Annotated in this window: 22 protein-coding genes and 1 riboswitch; of the genes, 21 read left to right on the top strand and 1 reads right to left on the bottom strand. The window is 40.4% G+C overall.

Annotated elements, in window-relative coordinates; all coding sequences use genetic code 11:
* Positions 1–9 precede the first annotated feature (9 nt).
* The 13 genes from BLV33_RS05310 (at position 10) to BLV33_RS05255 (ending at position 9,915) form a co-directional block, all read left to right on the top strand.
* Positions 10–420: a PaaI family thioesterase gene (locus tag BLV33_RS05310; protein WP_090788956.1), complete on the top strand. Its 411-nt coding sequence runs from the start codon at positions 10–12 to the stop codon at positions 418–420.
* A gap of 396 nt (positions 421–816) precedes the next feature.
* A complete protein-coding gene (locus BLV33_RS05305; protein WP_090788954.1) occupies positions 817–1,938 on the top strand; it encodes a toll/interleukin-1 receptor domain-containing protein in 1,122 nt (373 codons plus the stop codon).
* A 676-nt stretch (positions 1,939–2,614) separates the two neighbouring features.
* Complete coding sequence (locus BLV33_RS30615) at positions 2,615–2,710, top strand: competence inhibitor ComI (RefSeq protein ID WP_139305692.1); 96 nt, start codon at positions 2,615–2,617, stop codon at positions 2,708–2,710.
* 200 nt (positions 2,711–2,910) lie between these two features.
* Positions 2,911–3,567: an HAD family hydrolase gene (locus BLV33_RS05300; RefSeq protein WP_090788952.1), complete on the top strand. Its 657-nt coding sequence runs from the start codon at positions 2,911–2,913 to the stop codon at positions 3,565–3,567.
* Positions 3,568–3,589: 22 nt separating this feature from the next.
* Complete coding sequence (locus BLV33_RS05295; RefSeq protein WP_090788950.1) at positions 3,590–4,240, top strand: hypothetical protein; 651 nt, start codon at positions 3,590–3,592, stop codon at positions 4,238–4,240.
* Positions 4,237–4,776, top strand: coding sequence for a DinB family protein (locus BLV33_RS05290; protein ID WP_090788948.1), 540 nt, complete (start codon positions 4,237–4,239; stop codon positions 4,774–4,776). The genes BLV33_RS05295 and BLV33_RS05290 overlap by 4 nt, the downstream gene beginning before the upstream one ends.
* Before the next feature lie 22 nt (positions 4,777–4,798).
* Positions 4,799–5,470, top strand: a complete 672-nt coding sequence (locus BLV33_RS05285) for an HAD family hydrolase (protein ID WP_090788946.1) — start codon at positions 4,799–4,801, stop codon at positions 5,468–5,470.
* Between the two features lie 173 nt (positions 5,471–5,643).
* Positions 5,644–6,159 (top strand): hypothetical protein, encoded by a 516-nt coding sequence (locus BLV33_RS05280; RefSeq protein WP_090788944.1) that lies wholly within the window; start codon positions 5,644–5,646, stop codon positions 6,157–6,159.
* Positions 6,160–6,274: 115 nt separating this feature from the next.
* A riboswitch (ZMP/ZTP riboswitch) is annotated at positions 6,275–6,355 on the top strand.
* 47 nt (positions 6,356–6,402) lie between these two features.
* A complete protein-coding gene (locus tag BLV33_RS05275) occupies positions 6,403–6,990 on the top strand; it encodes a DJ-1/PfpI family protein (protein WP_090788942.1) in 588 nt (195 codons plus the stop codon).
* Between the two features lie 55 nt (positions 6,991–7,045).
* Positions 7,046–7,615: a GIY-YIG nuclease family protein gene (locus BLV33_RS05270; protein ID WP_090788940.1), complete on the top strand. Its 570-nt coding sequence runs from the start codon at positions 7,046–7,048 to the stop codon at positions 7,613–7,615.
* Complete coding sequence (locus tag BLV33_RS05265; RefSeq protein WP_090788939.1) at positions 7,608–8,270, top strand: HAD family hydrolase; 663 nt, start codon at positions 7,608–7,610, stop codon at positions 8,268–8,270. The genes BLV33_RS05270 and BLV33_RS05265 overlap by 8 nt, the downstream gene beginning before the upstream one ends.
* Positions 8,271–8,495: 225 nt before the next feature.
* Positions 8,496–9,020 carry a YfiT family bacillithiol transferase gene (locus tag BLV33_RS05260; protein WP_090788937.1) on the top strand — a complete coding sequence of 175 codons (525 nt, stop codon included), beginning with the start codon at positions 8,496–8,498 and terminating at the stop codon, positions 9,018–9,020.
* Between the two features lie 94 nt (positions 9,021–9,114).
* Positions 9,115–9,915, top strand: coding sequence for a class I SAM-dependent methyltransferase (locus BLV33_RS05255; RefSeq protein ID WP_090788934.1), 801 nt, complete (start codon positions 9,115–9,117; stop codon positions 9,913–9,915).
* An 88-nt stretch (positions 9,916–10,003) separates the two neighbouring features.
* On the opposite strand, the gene fliD is transcribed toward BLV33_RS05255, so the two are convergent.
* On the bottom strand, positions 10,004–11,242 hold the full coding sequence (fliD, locus tag BLV33_RS05250; protein WP_171909021.1) for a flagellar filament capping protein FliD: 1,239 nt from the start codon (positions 11,240–11,242) through the stop codon (positions 10,004–10,006).
* 253 nt (positions 11,243–11,495) lie between these two features.
* Between fliD and BLV33_RS05245 the strand changes: the two genes are divergently transcribed.
* From BLV33_RS05245 to BLV33_RS05210, 8 genes are all read left to right on the top strand, one after another.
* Complete coding sequence (locus BLV33_RS05245) at positions 11,496–11,681, top strand: putative motility protein (protein ID WP_090788930.1); 186 nt, start codon at positions 11,496–11,498, stop codon at positions 11,679–11,681.
* Between the two features lie 206 nt (positions 11,682–11,887).
* Positions 11,888–12,433, top strand: a complete 546-nt coding sequence (locus tag BLV33_RS05240) for a chromate transporter (protein ID WP_090798698.1) — start codon at positions 11,888–11,890, stop codon at positions 12,431–12,433.
* A gap of 40 nt (positions 12,434–12,473) precedes the next feature.
* Positions 12,474–13,085 carry a DUF3990 domain-containing protein gene (locus BLV33_RS05235; RefSeq protein WP_090788928.1) on the top strand — a complete coding sequence of 204 codons (612 nt, stop codon included), beginning with the start codon at positions 12,474–12,476 and terminating at the stop codon, positions 13,083–13,085.
* On the top strand, positions 13,054–13,353 hold the full coding sequence (locus BLV33_RS05230) for a hypothetical protein (protein ID WP_090788926.1): 300 nt from the start codon (positions 13,054–13,056) through the stop codon (positions 13,351–13,353). The genes BLV33_RS05235 and BLV33_RS05230 overlap by 32 nt, the downstream gene beginning before the upstream one ends.
* Before the next feature lie 287 nt (positions 13,354–13,640).
* A complete protein-coding gene (locus BLV33_RS05225) occupies positions 13,641–14,978 on the top strand; it encodes a 5'-deoxyadenosine deaminase (RefSeq protein WP_090788924.1) in 1,338 nt (445 codons plus the stop codon).
* 63 nt (positions 14,979–15,041) lie between these two features.
* Positions 15,042–15,947 (top strand): FAD binding domain-containing protein, encoded by a 906-nt coding sequence (locus BLV33_RS05220; protein WP_171909020.1) that lies wholly within the window; start codon positions 15,042–15,044, stop codon positions 15,945–15,947.
* Positions 15,948–15,963: 16 nt separating this feature from the next.
* Positions 15,964–17,793 (top strand): molybdopterin cofactor-binding domain-containing protein, encoded by a 1,830-nt coding sequence (locus BLV33_RS05215; RefSeq protein WP_090788920.1) that lies wholly within the window; start codon positions 15,964–15,966, stop codon positions 17,791–17,793.
* Between the two features lie 53 nt (positions 17,794–17,846).
* Positions 17,847–18,362, top strand: coding sequence for a (2Fe-2S)-binding protein (locus tag BLV33_RS05210; protein WP_090788918.1), 516 nt, complete (start codon positions 17,847–17,849; stop codon positions 18,360–18,362).
* Positions 18,363–18,447: the final 85 nt, after the last annotated feature.

Genomic DNA, 18,447 nt, shown 5'->3' with positions numbered 1-18,447 from the left:
GGAAGCCATATGAACCAAATGGAGCAAGAACAATGGATGCAGCAGCTCGCCCAATCGGCGGAAGCTACATTCTGGGGTTTTCTGGGCTGCAAAATGGAAAGCATGGATGAGCGTGGCGTGACCATCAGCTTGGAAGTCATGCCCCATCATTTGAATATCATTGGAATCGTGCACGGCGGTGTGCTCTCATCCTTGCTGGATAATGCCATGGGAATCGCAGTAATGGCTGCAAGGCAGCAGGAGAAAGCAGTCACAACAAACTTGAACGTGCAATTTGTAGCCCCAATGAAAGAAACCAAATTGATCGTTAATGCGAATATCGTACACCAATCCCGCAAAATGATCACCACTCACGGCACCATTACTGACGTAGAAAGCAATCTTAGTGCTGTTGGTACGGGGTCATTTCGAATTATTTAATGGGTATTCAATCGTTGACAAACTTAAATAGAACCGAAAGTTTCGGGGGGTTGGAAAGTCTTTTAAGACTTTGTGAGCCTCCTTTTTAATTTCCAATATTTACAATGATTGATATAATGGTAAAGGCTGTTTAAATGATATTCATATTGATAGACGAATTTAAGAATTAAAGAATGTAGTGTCTCAAGTAGCCAGTTCCGTCGTATAACACCATATTCACACTACAGTCGCGGACGCTCCCTTGGTCCGACCGAGGCATCGGGATAGCGAATCAGATGGACAACCCGCCTAAGTCTTCGACCCGCCGCTATTGCGGCTTATGCTAATGAGGGTTCGTGAATACAAGAATGTTATGGGAAATAACTTGCAAAAACAATATAGAAAGGGAATAAGTTTATGAATAAAAATTACGATGTAGCATTAACCTTCGCTGGAGAGGATAGAAAGCATGTTGAGCAACTTGCTATCGAATTAATAAGTCAAGGGATTAAGGTATTTTATGATGAATTCGAGCAGGATAATCTTTGGGGCAAAGATTTATATCAGTATCTTTCAGAAATATATTATTCAAAAGCAAGGTATTGTGTTGTATTTATTTCAGAACATTATTCAAAAAAACTATGGACTAATCATGAATTGCGATCTGCACAAGCGAGGGCTTTTGAGCAGAGCTCGGAATATATACTTCCTCTTAAATTAGACGATACAAAGGTACCGGGCATTCATTCCACAATCGGATATATTGATCTAAAGACTATTGAAGTAAAAAGGGTAGCAGAAATGATTATTACAAAGTTAGGATATAGAGTATTTAACACTATTCCCTCTTTATCAGCTTTACCAATAATTCCAAATATCGCACTGCCTAATAAACTTATCGAAGAACTTAATGATATTTGTATTATGCTTGAACTTGAATTTTTTACAGATAGAGAAATTGATAGAAAGTTTCTTATTAAGAAAGATAGAGTTGCCGAAGAGGTATTAAGTGATCTTAAGGCGTTTGGTCTGCTTGATCAAAGCGGATATCTAACAGAAGTTGGAATTACTATACTACAACAGTTCTCAAGTGAGCTTTCTAAGTTACGTGTCGTAAACCTATTAGCAGATAGAAGTAATAAAGAAAAACTTGTTGCAATTATTGATACCTTGAGCATATCCTCGCGCGTTAAAAGAGAGTTAGTTGAAGGTATTAATAATGATGAGGAATTATTAAATCCAGTCATTACAGATCTACTCTATGAAGGAAGTTCAATAAATTCAGCTAAAAGATATAAACCAGCAAGAACATATCATAACTTTCTTAAAGATATGCTGGGTAGCATTTTTAATATAGATACTTTAATACAACTAACTGGATGGGAATTATATAGTTTTCTTAATTCATCTTTGAAAGAAGTAGACCCGGAATTAATCCATAACTTTTTCATTAAGTATGGGTTAATGGACAATCAACAAATAAGTAAGTCAGGATTTATTAATATTTATGAAGCAATACATGAGTTAGATAGTGAATGAAAGTATATCTAAGAAGGCATGTTACATCCAATAACACCATATTCACGCTGCGGGGCTGACGCCTCTTGGTCTGCTGGGGATATCGAAGAAGCATATTCAGCAGACACACCTGCGCCACTAACCGCATCGCGGCCCGCCCTTCAGACTTTAAGTCGTTGAGGCGTCGGGAACACAAATAACGTTAATAGAAATTGCCAGTCAATAATCAAAAAAGAAAGGTAAAAATCATGACAATAATAGCCACGTTTATAGCAGTAATATTAGCCGTATTGGCTTCATATTTTCTCGGATCGTTAGGGGGATTGATCTTATTATCATTAATTTTCGGGCTGACTTTAAGTACATATATGCGAAATAATGAAATACGCAACTTTCGTTGTTAGAGAGCTGGAGTTGTGGTAGAGACCAAACAGAAATAATGAAGACGCTGCAAAGTATGGTTCCTGAGTTAACAAGAATTAATAAGTCGTTAATAGAACATACGGGATTAAACGACATTGACGAAGTTATTAACGAAGTAATAGAACAAGTACTATAATTGGTTTTGTAGTAAAACAGAATAAACATGAAAACACAAACGAATAAGAACATTTGTACCCAAAGTAAAATAAAGGTAAAATGTAAATACAATTGAATCTTGGGTGGGCATGGTTTCCCTTCGAAAGGAGGTGAAGCCATGGAAGTAAAGGATGCAATAAAGATCATGTTCCTTTTTGGAATGTTTATTATTGCTCTTTTAACATACATCGGTAATAACAACAAGAGAAAGTAAAAACCCACCCAAAGATTGAACGCCTAAGGTGGGTTTTTATTTCCTGAATGACTTTGAGGGGAATATACCATCCAAGCCAATTGTATTGACCAAGTGTTAGCGCACTTGGTCTTTCTTAATAATATGATAACACACCTGAATTATTGCATCAATAATTTGGATTGAATTTTCAAAAAAGTTATCAAAGGATGAAAATAAAAATGACAATTAAATCAGTACTATTCGATTTTGATGGAACATTAGCAGATACATTACCTTTAACATTTTGTGCGTTTAGGTCTGTATTCCAAAAGTATGAAAACAAGCTAATGAACAACGAAGAAATAATAAATACTTTTGGGCCAACAGAAGAAGAAATTATTAAACTTAATATTACAAACAAGGAATTGGTGGATTCAGCAATTGAACATTACTATGAAATCTATGAAAACCATTTTCATGAAATGGTAAAAATGCCGAGTGAAATTGTAGACCTTATTAAAGATTTGTTCCGACAAAATATAAAAATGGCGATAATAACCGGTAAAAGCAGAAGATGTTTAGATATCTGTCTCAAAAACTTTGGTATTTCGGATTTCTTTATAATGTCTATAACAGGAGATGAAGTTACTAAACCCAAACCAGATCCAGAAGGGATTTTTAAAGCAATACAGCTAATGGATCTAAGATCACATGAAGTAGTTTTTGTCGGTGATAGTAATGCAGATATTATGGCAGGGAAGTCAGCAAATATCTTAACTATAGGTGCCAATTGGTTTGAAACAGTGCAAACCACAAATTTTTTAATGGAACCAGACCACATTTTTACAAGAACAGAAGATCTAAAGTCATTAATTAATAAAATGAAAGATATGTAATACAATGGAGGCTTGTTACCAAATGCCATGGCCTATGGTGCATTTTGCAATTGCAACAAATGTATCTTTATTAAATGCTTCTCCTAATTTTTTATTAGGTAGTATTGCTCCGGATGCTATACATATGAGAGACAATGCGACTAGGAAAGATAAGGGGATTATCCATCTGATTATTGAAGACAGATTTCCAAGCATAGAGATAATTAAAACAAATTGTTTGTATTACTTAGAAAAAAGTAATGTAACTACTTGGAAAGAGTACATATTGGGGTATTTTGCTCATATTTACGCAGATTTGAGATGGACCGAGACAGTTTATACTGATTTCGAGAGTAATTATCGAAGTGATAAAAATGACATAAGAAAAATATACAATAATGAAGTTAGTCAAGTAGAATTTAATTTGTTGAGGTCTGAGGATTGGGCTCGTTGCATTATAAGTGAATTGCAGCAATCTAAAGCATTTACAATTGAACCATTTGTTACGGAAACTGAAGTAAGTCAGTATAGAGATTTAAAGTTAGACTGGCTTCGAGATGATAGAAATGAACCAAAGATCAAGCCAATCTATTTTACAGGAGATATTGTGAGTAATTTTATTTTAAAGACATCAAACGAACTCAATGCATTATTTAATGAAATTCAAACAAACACTTGGAGGGACTCAATATGATAAACATGGATAAGATCTACCTCATCACCGATATTCCTGGCTTTTCACCTCAAATCAGTCGTTTAATATCTATGATGAATTACGCAAGACATACAACTTTCCAATCAGTCAAGGATCTTACAATGGATCAGCTGGATTATTTAATAGATCCTCAGAGCAATTCGATTGGTGCATTATTATTGCACTTTGCAGGGGTTGAATTTGCTTATCAAGTTGAAACTTTTGAAAGAAGAGACTTATCAGAAGAAGAATTATCCGAATGGGGACCAGCATTAAATTTAGGAGAAGAAGGACGAGAAAAAATTAAGGGAAATGATTTGAATTTTTATTTAAACCGTATGAAAGATGTTAGACTCAGAACTTATGAATTGTTCAAAACAGTTAATGATGACTGGTTAGATAAAGAAGAACCATTCTGGCATAACAAACCGGCAAATTATTATTTTATGTGGTTTCACGTTTTTGAAGATGAAATTAATCATAGAGGCCAGATTAGATTGATAAAAAAGAGATTGAAGGTACAGCAAAAAGACTGACTATGAGAAAGAAGGACAAAGAATGATAAAAGCAGTTATTTTCGATTTTGATGGTTTAATTATAGATACGGAAACACCATCATATATGGCTTTTAAAGAGATTTATCAAGGATATGGGATTGAATTGCTGCTGCCAGTATATGCTCAATGTATTGGAACATCATTTCAGCTATTTAATCCTTATACATACTTATCCGAACAAGTGGAAGTAGATATGGAAGAGGTTAGAAGTAAATTTAAAAGAGATTATGCATTATTACTAGAACAATCTGAATTAAGACCAGGAGTAGTAGAATATTTGATTAATGCCAGACGGTTAAATCTTAGGATCGGTCTTGCTTCAAGTTCATCACTATCTTGGATAGAACCACTTTTAACGAGATACAAAATAGCAGAATACTTTGATACAGTCCAAACATCGGATAATGTAAAAAATGTAAAACCAGATCCAGAATTATATATCAAGGCCTTAGAAGCATTGGAAGTCGAAAGGAAGCAAGCCATATCCTTCGAAGACTCACTCAATGGATTTAAAGCGGCTAAAGCTGCAGGGTTAAATTGTGTAGTTGTTCCAAACGATGTAACAAGACATTTTGAATTTGCTGATTATGATTTAATGATTGAGTCTATGGCTGATATGGATTTAGAAGAATTAATTGAAAATATTAATGTTAAGAACAGACTCATTAACTAACTCGAAGAAGTTTCACTACAATTCATTAGAGCAGCTAAAGTTGATCGGAGACGACTACGACAGACAAAAGGAATATACCCACCGGGTGAAACAAGAATATGGGAATCTAAAGAGATTATGAAGAAACGTGAAGTAAAGACGGCGAAGAACAGGACTTAATGGAAGGAAAAATCATGAAAATCAAAGTTGTTTTATTTTTGCTCGTAATCATAGTTTTCTTTTTTCCAAGCTTAAAACTTCAGGGAACAAGTAACCCTATAATAAGTAGAACACCTACTGAACAAGAATTAGTAAACTTTCAAGATATTCATGGAAAAGCTTTGGCAATAAAGTACTATAATGATCATGCAATTGTTTTGGGTGATAACTCTGGTTACAGTTTATCTATAACTAATGATAACAAACCTCAGTATATTGGAAGTTCATGGGGAGGTGCACCAGAACGAGTAGACGTAATTGCAGTGACACAAGAAACATCATTTATAGGAGTAATCGTTCACCGAAAAGATGTACTCGAACAAGGACGAAAAATGAAAATAAAATTTGAAGATGGAAGCATAGTAGAAATAACAATGAATCATGAAAAGGCTTTTATAGTAGATCACCCAACTGGCAAGTTAACCAATTCATCTAAAGCGAAAGTTGAAGTATTTAATAATAACAACGAAATGATTTATCAGAATTTTTGAATGGATTTGAGATATTTTGAAATAGTTGATCAAAGGCAGCTCGTATCGGCGAGTAATCCCTTGTATATTCGTTAGTTGACATTTTGCAATTTTCAGATATAATCAACAGTAAATATTTGGTATGTGCGACTGGCGATAACGTAGATGACTACGGGGGAGCACATATTCATAGCAGCCGTTCGCCTGGGCAAAGTATTTGATCCTATGATCAAATACTTTTCTATTTTAAGGAGATGGATTGCGATGGAACGAGCTAGGAATGTAGCTGTTTTGGTGTATGAGAAAGTGGATGGATTAGACTTTGTAGGTCCCTTTGATGTTTTTGCTACAGCAAGCAATTGGGGGAAAGATTTTCGTGTTTACACGGTAAGTGAAAAGGTACAACCCTTGAACACGATCAGTGGATTTACTATTTATCCCAAGTACAGCTTTGATGATTGCCCACCTCCAGATATACTAATTGTTCCTGGTGGAATAGGTTCCCGAACAGAAATGTATAATGAATCACTTACAACTTGGATAAATAATACGGCTAGCACGGCTGAGCTGGTGTTATCTGTATGCACAGGAGCTTTGCTTTTGGCAAAAGCGAATTTATTAGACGGATTGAGTATAATAACAAATCGAAGAGCAATAGATTTATTACGTCAAGCGGCACCGAGCAATTCCAGGATTGTTGAAGACCTTAGATACGTTGATAATGGAAAAATCATCATGTCAGCTGGTGTAACTGCCGGAATCGATGCGTCCCTTTATGTTGTTTCAAAGCTGTTGGGAATTGAAAGGGCTGTTGATACAGCATCAAAACTAGAGTATGAATGGAAAAAGTAACAATCAGATCCTGACGCTGATTAACGGCGTCACGGCAAAGAAAGGAAGTCCTTGTTTGGAAAATCAAAATCATTTTAAGGACAATATCACAAATCCCAATTATGTGATTGCAGCTTCATTAGCTGAATCAGAAGTTCCCAATACACCAGGAATTTACTGTATAATGATTCGTGATATTACAAGTATTCCTGAGCCTTATTCTGCTTGCTTAATAAACAGAGATCACAATATTCTCTATGTTGGGCAAGCATCAACCAGCTTATTAAAGAGGTTAGTTACTCAAGACTTAAGACATAAAAGCCCTGCTTCTTTTTTCAGAAGTATCGGTGCAATCTTTGGTTATCGACCTGTAATTGGATCATTAAGCCATAGCCGAAACGGTGCAAACTATAAATTTTCTGATGATGACACCTTAAGAATTATTGACTGGATAAATAAGAATCTAATAATAAACTGGATAGCCATGAAATCTGAACTGCTGAATGATATCGAGATTAAACTAATTTTAGAAGCAAAACCCATACTAAACATAAGACAGAACCCAAATAAATTGAAAGAACTCGTGAGCCTTAGACAAGAATGTAGAATGATTGCAGCACCAAACAGCGGAGGGAAACATGAATAATATCAAAGCAATCCTTTTTGATTTGGACAATACTATTTTGGATCGAACGAGCACCTTCAATAATTTTATTAACTCATTTCTGAAAACTTATTTCGATCATTTCGAAATGAAACAAGAAATATTCGACCGAATCATTTATCTTGATCAAGACGGATACAAAGATAAACAGGAATTGTTTTCTGAACTACTTGAAGAATTACCTTGGGAATTGAAACCACTTAAGACGGAATTATTAGATTTCTACAGCACGGAATATGTTAAAAATGCAGTCTTAATGGAGCATGCCAGAGAAATAGTTCAGCACCTAAGAAAGAAATACAAAACGGGATTAATAACAAATGGCAAAACCGTAATTCAATATGGGAAGATCGATCAATTAGAAATCAGAAATGATTTTGATCTGATCATAGTTTCAGAAGAAGCAGGGATCAAGAAACCAGATCCAAAGATATTTGAATTGGCATTAAGGAAGCTGGAATTAAGTCCGGAACAATGCATTTTTATAGGAGATCATCCTGTTAACGATATCGAAGGTGCAGCAAAAATCGGAATGAAGACTATTTGGATGAAAGTAAATCAACCCTGGAAAGATGGTTTAACAGCCAAACCATTGCATTCCATTGAAAGATTAAATGAATTATATGAGTTGATCTAAGATGAGGCTTATGATCCGCATTTTATCAATGAATGAAGGAGTGTTATCTTATGGATGAAGCCCATTCTGTCTCCTCAAAAGGGATCGTATACCTCGCTTATGGCACAGCCTTACTCTACTCCTTCCTGCCTCATGCTCCATGGGTCATATTAGTTCCAACTGCTTTCATGCTTCCCTTATGGTTCTTACTCATTGCTCGTTTCCTTGCAAGGAGGTAGAATTCTGATGGATAAAATACGTTTTCCCATTGGTCAGTTTGAACCCATAATCAATCCTACTTTCGAGGATAGGGTCAATTTCATCAATCAGATCCCAGAAATCACAAAGAAATTAAGAAATATCATAAAGGATCTCAAGTCTGACCAGCTTAATATCCCTTTTCATCAAAATGGTTGGACAATCAAACAAATCATACATCACTTAGCTGATAATGATATGAACGCATATTTAAGGCTTAAGAGGGCGTTAACCGAAGAAGAGCCGATGTCGAGTACTTATCGAGAAGATTTATTTGCAGAGTTAAACGATTATAGGGATGTCCCGATTGAAAACTCACTTTTTCTACTTGAAACATTACACAGTCGGATCCTTATTCTCGTTAATGGTTTAAAACCGAGTGACTTTCAAAGAAAATTAAGAACCCAAGTACTAGGGAGTATTACAATCGATACAGCACTTCATCGGTTTGTATGGCATAATCTACATCACATTTCTCAAATAGAATCTCTAATAAATAGAAGTGGTTGGTAAGTTAATGGAGAAGATAACAGAGGTTGCTGAAATGAATAATAATAAGTACAGAGTGTTTGTTTATAAGGAAATTTAAATCAGAAGAGGAGGAAATATGAGCAGACCAATTTATGATCTTATAGGAGTTGGATATGATACAACTAGAAAGGCTGATCCAGAAATAACAAGAAGGTTACAAAATCATCTGCAAATATTTGATAGCAGACCTGTGATTGACATTGCTTGTGGCTCTGGAAATTATACATTAGCTTTACATAATCTAGGACTAAATGTTTGCGGGATGGATTTATCTCCGCTGATGATTGATTCCGCAAGAAAAAAAAGCAAAGAACTTGAATGGTATTTATCAGATGTGGAGAATATGACGTTTCTTGATGGTCAATTTAATGGGGCTGTATGTATATTAGCCATTCACCATTTTCGTGATCTAGTAAACAGTTTTAAAGAGATAAATCGAATCTTATGCGAGGGAAGCCGATTTGTTATTTTCACATCTTCGCCCGAGCAGATGCAGAGGTATTGGTTAAAAGAGTATTTTCCGGAGATGATGAATGCATCCATTTCCCAAATGCCAAATACTCTGGCGGTTGAGAAGGCATTATTAGACAGTGGTTTTCAAATGCTTGGATATGAGAGTTTTATGATACAACCAAATTTACAGGATTTTTTTCTGTACAGCGGTAAATACCGGCCTGAGATTTATTTGAGACCAGAAGTGCGTAATGGCATCTCTTCATTTGCTTCTTTAGCGTGCGAGGATGAGGTCAATGAAGGAACGAAGAAATTAGAAGAAGATTTGAAATCAGGGATTTTTAAACAGAGATCCAAAAGTTATGTAAGTGAGTTGGGGGATTATTTGTATATAGTTGCAGAGAAGCCGCATTCCTTCGTCTAATGGATAATATAGCTGATTCAGCACAAAAAAATAGCCACCTTAGGGTGGCTATCCATTTTCAACAACAAACGATAACAGAGGCTTTGGATTAAAACAACCGATTGATGATAGTCCCGGGAAACCATTGCTGATAAATGGCAGAACTGCTGTTATAAGCAGAGAAATAGGACAACGGATTCAGTGGCTTCGCAAAAGCGGAGGAGGCGCTGCTCAGCACTCGGTCGGCAAGACTTTGACTCAATTTTGCCGTTCCAGAAACGCCGCCAAGAGCATATTCCAGTCCAGTCGGATTTAGCTTCACACTTTTTTGAAGCGCAGCTTGGTCAACTGCTAAAGTACCATCGAGATTTGCTGTAATGCCGGCATTTTTAAATTCACCCGCATGGCTCGTAAATGCCTGTTTCAACTTATTGGCCAATACCGGATTGATATATTGCTCATTTTTCGACAGGTATTCCACCATTTTATTATATGAATCCGTGAATTTCGTAACGGCACCTGTAATGGCATCAGTGTTGTTTTCCACGGTAATCTTCGCTCCGGTCACTATTCCCGAGAGGGTTAAGGAAACTTTGGGATCGGCCGTTAACGTAACGGTATTTTTGCCCGAGGTATAGGCAGCGCCATTAACGGTATACTTGGCGTCCGCTGATGCCCGGCTAACCGTACCAATTCCCGTATTGACCACTGCTGAGCTGCCGACTGCATCGTTTATTGTGAACGCTTTGGCTGTTCCAGTTTCGTTAGCGGTCACAACCAGTTGACTCGTACCGGTCTTCACATCCTTCACGACATTCGCCGTAACCCCCGCTTTGGCTGTATTAATGCTTTTCGCCATTTTGTCAAGCACGGCTTGATTTGTGTCTCCGGCAACTACCGAAATCGAAAGGGGCTTCGTCGTCCCACCCGAAGTGATTGAAAAATTATGAGCTCCGGCAGCTAAATTTGTCACAGCTGTACTGGTTAATGCGGTTCCGGCAGACTGCTGCGCTACCGCCAATTGCTTCACATCGACGGTGTAAGTGGCTTTTTTCGCCCCGTCAGCCGCCAGGCCGCTGACACTGGACGAAGCTGTGGAGGTCACGCTTCTCTTATTCCATACGCTGTGCAATGAGGAAGCATCGAGGGGTGCCGTATTGGTTTTGAGTTGCTTAGCTTGGCTGGTGAGACCTGCCAAAGCACTCGATTGCGCTTTCGCATCCAAACTTACCGGGGCCATACCTATCGGTGCTGGCATCGGCATGGCGGCCGCGCCACCGCTGGGGTATAGCTGGCTGAACAAAGCTGACAAATTTAAGTACGGATTCATTCTGATGGAATTAATCATGCGATTCATCCCCAATCGTATTGAATTTATAATTTATGTATAATATGCGAATAAAAATCATGGGATTGTTTTGTACATTTATAGTATAGCGAAAAATGTCAATTTTGACCATCTAAAATAATTTAAGGCGGTTTTTGTCTATTCTGAAATAACTTGAAAAGAGATATTCATTCATCAAATTGAAGTTTTCTACCGATAAAATAATCGTATACCATTTAGAGTATGCGCATAATCGGCTGAAAGGAGAGTCTTCATGCAGATTGGTGGACTTAATGCTGCGTTAACTGCAGCAAACGACTCAGGACTTGCGCAAGCTGTCGGCATTGCTGTTCTCAGCAAGACTTTGGATCTAAGCCAGCAGCAAGGGCAGCAATTAGTGCAAATGATGTCACAAAGCGTACAGCCAAACTTAGTTAAGCATGTAGATCTTCGCATTTAGTACAGAAACAAAAAAAGAGCCATGAATACGGCTCTTTTTTTGTTTAAACGATCGCACTTTATAGCAGATATTAACGTTTAAACAGGTGCTTTGTAATGACCCTGAACAAGCAGGACAAAACATCGAAGGCATGGTTTTCTTCATTGACTCTTTTTCAGTTTACGACCTATAATTGTGAAAGACAAAAAAGAGAAGAGGAACAGAACATGTGGATGAAGCTATGGGAATTATTCATTGGATTTGGAAGATCAACTATGCTTGGATACGGAGGGGGACCGTCGATCATTCCGCTGTATGAGAAAGAAACGGTCGCCACTTTTGCGTGGATGAATAAGGAAGAATTCGGTAATGCGCTTGCTTTCGGCAATGCACTTCCGGGTCCGATAGCTACGAAGCTTGCGGCCTACATAGGCTTTAAGGTTGCCGGCTGGCTAGGCGCTTTCGTTGCATTGCTTGCGGTGGTTTTGCCCACAGCACTGCTGATGGTTCTGCTGGTAGGAATTATGAGCAAGCTCTCCAACAATCCCATCATTAATGGAATGATTAAAGGCATAAAGCCGGTCATTTTTGTGATGCTGGCCATGCTTGCCTATGATTTTGTCAGATTTGCTTTTCAGCCTATTGATGGCGTGGTCAAATTTCTGCCTTTTTTGATCGCAGCCGGGTATTTTGTCATGGTCCAGTATATGGGGATCAGCTCAGTGTGGGGCATTATCGGCGGGTTGGTGATCGGGGCCATCTGGATGCGTTAATTCAACTATATAATTGAGAGTATACATTTTGGAGGCTGTAATGGACATAACAACACCCCAAAAGCTATTTCATGGCACTACGGATAGCTTGGTGCAATCCTTTCAAGATAAGCTGCTAAACAGCCAATATTGGAAACCTGGCAGAGACTTTGGCAAAGGTTTGTATACCACAATTTCTGTAGGACAAGCCCGGAAATGGGCAATAAAAGCCGCGAAACAGGCTATACTGGGTAATGCACGTCCTTGTGTCCTTGAAATTGAGCTCATGTCTATTCCCAAAGATGTGGCTCCTCTTATATTTCTTAGCGACTCGCTGGCATGGGCAGATTTCATCATGACACATAGAAAAGTCACCCTAGATGAGAAAGATCCATGTTTGAATCATCCGGAGATTATTATAGGGCCGATGGCTGACTCAGATGCTGGTAATATTATTCGAAACGCTGTACAATTAAATAAAGACGTACACTGGTTTTATTATCAAATCACACGTACAGATCGGGGGAGAAGGTTAGATTCTCTTCGTCTTGGAAGCCAGGTTGTCTTTTCAGCGGAAAGCTGGGAGTCATCCCTGCGTTTGATCGGGTATAATGTTTATGTAGGAGGAAGGTGGACCTATCATGAAAACTCAAGTTCGGCTGAATCTCTATGAACGAGGCATTGTTGAATCGCTTGTGACCAGCTTTGGTTATACTGCAGAAACAGCTCGCGAGCTCGTTGTTCAGTACGTCAAGGTCATTCGTGCCTTGGGCGGATATGATACTTGTTATGATCATGCTGAGCGCCTTGTCCAAGCACAAAAGGCAAATTATTTGCCTGAAGAGTGGCTGGAACGAATTCACGTCATAGAGCTTGAAGCTGCCAAGGACAAAGGAATCTCTCACCTTGAGCGAAGGTCCGATTTTGCGAATGTTCGGTAATAATAAGAAAATAAATGAAACTAAGTCGGAGCAGCCTTGACTGCATGACTTAGTTTTTTTGTTTATTTATATGTTATAAAAACTAACATGAAGTTTAATTACAGAAATTATCTGATTCAATTCAGCTTCAAATGTAACAAATAATAACATTTACTATTGAAAAAACCTTTAAAATCACCTATAATAGAAGTTATAAATGTCAGTTAACATGACATAAATATTAATTTCTCTCGGTGAATATCTTATACAATGGTTGCTAAAGTGTAAATTACCGGGAGGCTGCTGCAATGTCCAGTTTATGTATTCGAAACGCTCAAATTGTCACGATGAACCAGCAAGAAGAAGTTTTGATTGGAACCATAAGAATTGAGAATGACCGCATTGTTGAGATCGGTCCTAATCTTATCCCACTGCCTGAAGATGAAGTCATAGAGGCTGCTGATAAAATCGTCATTCCCGGCTTAATTCAAACTCATGTGCATTTGTGCCAGACCTTGTTTCGCGGGCAGGCTGATGATATGGAGCTGCTCGATTGGCTGCGCAAACGCATTTGGCCATTGGAAGCGGCTCATGACGAGGAATCCGTTTATTATTCGGCGCTGCTTGGATTGGGTGAGTTGATCCGCAGCGGTACGACTTCGATTGTGGATATGGAAACGGTCAATCATACTGATTTTGCATTTCAAGCGATGGCGGAGAGCGGTATTCGAGCTTTGTCGGGCAAGGTAATGATGGATCAGGGCTTCGAAGTTCCACAGATGCTGCTCGAGCAGACGGAGGCTTCCGTTAAGGAAAGCGTAAGGCTTCTGGAAAAATGGAACAATTATGATAATGGCAGATTGCAGTACGCCTTTTGTCCGCGATTCGTCATATCCTGTACTGAAAACCTTCTCATCCAAGTCAGGGATTTATCCCAACATTACGGAGTCAAGGTTCATACGCACGCTTCCGAGAATCAGAAGGAAATCGAGATAGTTCAAGTGGAGCGCGGCATGCGGAATATTGTCTATTTGGAGCATATCGGATTGACGGGTCCGAATCTTATTTTGGCCCACTGCATATGGCTGGATGAACAAGAGAAAGAAATACTTCGCAAGCATCGAGTCAAAGTCAGCCATTGTCCCGGCTCGAATCTCAAGCTGGCGTCCGGTATAGCCGAAGTGCCTGATTTGCTCTCCAGGGATGTTGCTCTCAGTTTAGGTGCCGATGGTGCTCCTTGCAATAATAATCTGGATATGTTCCATGAGATGAGGCTGTCTTCGAACATTCAAAAGGTCCAGCACGGACCTACAGCTATGGATGCCAAAACGGTTTTTCGCATGGCTACCCGCGGTGGAGCCGAGGTGATGGGGCTGGAAGATCAAATCGGCAGCATTGAAGTCGGCAAGAAAGCGGATTTGGCGATTGTAGATTTGAATGATTTTCACAGCTACCCTTCTTCAGAAGTGGATGTGTATGGCAGGTTGGTCTATTCCGCTACGCGGGCAGATGTGGAAACCACGATCATCGACGGTAAAATCGTCATGAGAGATAAAATCATTCTTACAATAGATAAAGATAAGGTACTGAGAGAATCCAATCGCTCCATTGAGCGTCTGCTGCAAAAGCTGCCTTTTATTCACTAATTCACTATATACTTCAGAAAATTTCAATCAAATCTTGGAAATGGCATCTAGGGAGGGATCATGATGGCAATTCACGAACCCGAGTGGAGCGATATGCCAATGTTGTGGCAGCCCAAGCGGTTGGAAGAAGCGGTAGAGCTAAAGCGTGTGCTTGGTGAGGATGCTGTCTTTGTCGCTGGCGGGACACTGCTGCAAACAGAATGGGAAAACGATAGGCAAATGGCTCCCCTGCATATGATTAGCATAGAGGGAATTGATCGTTTAAAAGGCGTGTATGAGAAAATAAATGGAGACCAAGGCCATCTCGTAATCGGGCCGCTGACCTCGCTGACAACTTGTATGCAGCATCCGCTGATCAAGAACAGCTTGCTTGCAAGAGCTTGTAAACAAATAGCTGCCCCATCCGTGAGAAATCGGGGAACTATAGGCGGCAATGTGCTCTCGATAAACGGAGATGCCTTGCCTGCGATGTTGGTCATGAATGCGGAATTAATCTGGCAGCACGGTAAGAAGCATGATAGAACTCCATTGCGAGAATGGCTGCAAAGCAGACGCCGTAATTCCACAGAGCGCGAAGACAGGCTGCTGGTTTCGATTCAGTTGGAAGATCCCCGGGAGACGGAATATTCATTTTCATATTATGAAAAAGTTGGCCGCAGAGAAGCTTTTGCCCCGTCCTTGGTCACTGTGGCAGCGAGCGGCCTGCTGGATAATGAAGGCCGCTTTGTGAAGGTAACTTTGGCAGTTGGCGGCGGGAAAGCGATTCCAGATCGATTGCCGGTTGTCGAATCCATGCTTACCGGTATGAAGCCTGATGTGGAATCCTGGCAGCAAATTCATGAATATATTCGCCGGGAGTATCAAGCCGGACATGACAGCTTTGCATCCTCGGCGTATCGCAAGCAAGCGGCAGCCAATCTTTTGCTTACCGGACTTATGAGCGAGCAGCGTAAATTGAGTAGTCATTAATATGGAGGGATGTCCCATGCTGCTGAATCGTGGATCGGCTTCCTCTCAAAGGAAGATGAGAGCGGACAAAGTAACCGGAACGCTTGCTTACTTAACGGACTTATCCTTACCCGACATGCTTCACGCCAAGGTGCTCCGCAGCGAACATCCGCATGCATTGATCTTATCTATTCGGACGGAACGGGCGAAGGAGCTGCCCGGCGTACATGCAGTCATCACTCATGCGGATGTCCCCGGTATCAATCGTTTTGGTTGGATGGATTCCGCTCAACCAGTGTTTTGTGAAGACCGGGTGCGATATATAGGGGATGCCATAGCGGCTGTAGCAGCGGAAAGCGAGGAAATCGCTGAAAAAGCACTGCGCTTGATCGAGGTAGAATATGAACCGCTGCCGGTTATCGTTTCGGCAGAGGCAGGTCTCTTGCCTTCGGCGGCGAAGCTGCATCCGCAAGGCAATGTGCTGCACCGCATAGGCTATCATAAAGGTGATGTCGAGCAAGCATTTGCCGACTGCGAAGTAATCGTGCGTGAGACCTATGAGACGCCGAGGCAAATGCACGTGTACATGGAAACGGAGGGAAGCGTCATTGTTCCGGAGGAAGACGGGGGTCTGACCGTTTATGCGGGAACCCGGCATGGCAATAGCGACTGCACGCAGCTTTCCCGAATTTTGTCTATCCCGGAGAGCAAAATCCGCATTGAATCCAATCCAATAGGCGGAACGTTCGGCTGCAAAGATGAGTTTAATGTTCAACCCTATGGGGCGCTGCTGGCGTTTGCTTGCAAGCGTCCGATGAAAATTCATCATTCCCGTCAAGAATCCTTGCAGGCGGGGTTAAAAAAACACCCGATGAAGATCACGATGAAAACAGGAACTGATGGGCAGGGAATGATATTGGCCCATGAGGTTGAGATCTTATCGGATACGGGTGCCTATGCAACTTTTGGCCCTGCTGTTTTGGATTTTGCTTTGGAGTATGCAATAGGACCTTATAGGATTTCAAATGTGGATGTGAGAGGCACACTCGTTTATACGAACAATGGAGTTTCCGGAGAGTTTCGCGGCTTCGGCGGTAATCAGATTACTTTTGCCCTGGAGGGACAGATCGACAGATTGGCTGCAAAGCTGGATATGGATCCATGGGAGCTTCGCAAGCTCAACATCAGAGACATAACCGATGAAGGCCCGTTAGGGCAAAGGATTGCTCCAACGAACGGGATGAAGGATGCCATGAAAGCGATAAGTCAATCTCCTCTGTGGGCGGAGAGAGAAAACAGCATCCGCCAAAAGATGTCGGCAGATGCTCCTTCTTCGCCATCCTGGCTCAGAACCGGTTACGGCGCAGCCATCACGATGCATGGCAGCGAACCTGAAACAGCAGCTGGCAGCCATTTTCTTTATTCATTTGCAGTGGTTCTGGCCAAAACTGAAGTGGATTTGCGAACAGGTCGTGTGCGGGTTTTGCAATTGGATCATGCAGTAGCCGCAGGTCCGGTCTTGAACCCGGCAGATTTTCAAGGACAAATAGAAGGTGCCGCTGTCATGGGTCTTGGTTTTACTTTGACAGAAAACACGATCATGGAGCAAGGATATTACATCACTCGCAACCTGGATACCTACTTAATCCCCTCGCTGGCTGACGCTCCCATAGAAATGAATGTATACCCAGTAGAACAACTTGAAGAAGACGACTCTCACGGTCCCAGAGATGTAGGGGAAATCGGTATGATAGCCGTGGCCCCAGCGATTGCTTCCGCCGTATTTGACGCGATTGGCGTTCAAGTTACCACTGTTCCTATTTCTCCGGAAGAGTTAATCGGCTCTCTCTCCGTCTTAATGCCATAAGATCAATTTCATGTTTCAGTTTTCTCTATAAAACTCTAAGGAGGTGATATCTGATGGAGCTGTATGAGGAGCTGTTAAAACGTCAAATCGCTCAAGACAACTTGTATTCACTTTCATGCAGCATAAACGGAAAAAGCATCGAATTGCAGGTCCCCTCTACCAAGCGTTTGGTCGACATTCTAAGAGAGGATCTCGGGCTTACCGGTACTAAAATATCGTGTGAAATGGGTAGATGCGGGGCCTGTATGATTTTGCTCAATGGTGAGAATGTAAATTCCTGCTTGGTCATGGCCTTTCAGGTTGAAGGAGCTATCGTGGAAACGATAGAAAGCTTGGCAGGTGATGAGCTCCATCCCATTCAAGCCGCATTTTTGTGTGAAGGCAGCTTTCAGTGCGGATATTGTACTCCTGGCATGGTGATGTCAGTGAAGTCCGTCATGGATCGAAATCCTTCTCCTTCCAGAGAAGAAGTGCTTGAAGGGTTATGTGGAAATTTATGTCACTGTGCCGGTTACTCTTCCATCGTGCGCGCGGTGGATAGCCTTATTGGAAACGAGTCTAACTCCTAGATTTTCTACTTCATAAATTAGCAGCATTCATCTCCGCTATCAGCATAGACATGGCTTATAGCGGATTTCTTGATCGACTTTTTTA

It is taken from the genome of Paenibacillus sp. GP183, assembly GCF_900104695.1.
Classification (GTDB): domain Bacteria; phylum Bacillota; class Bacilli; order Paenibacillales; family NBRC-103111; genus Paenibacillus_AI.
Note: the sequence above shows the minus strand (reverse complement) of the source record. Positions and strands in the feature narration are given on the sequence as shown.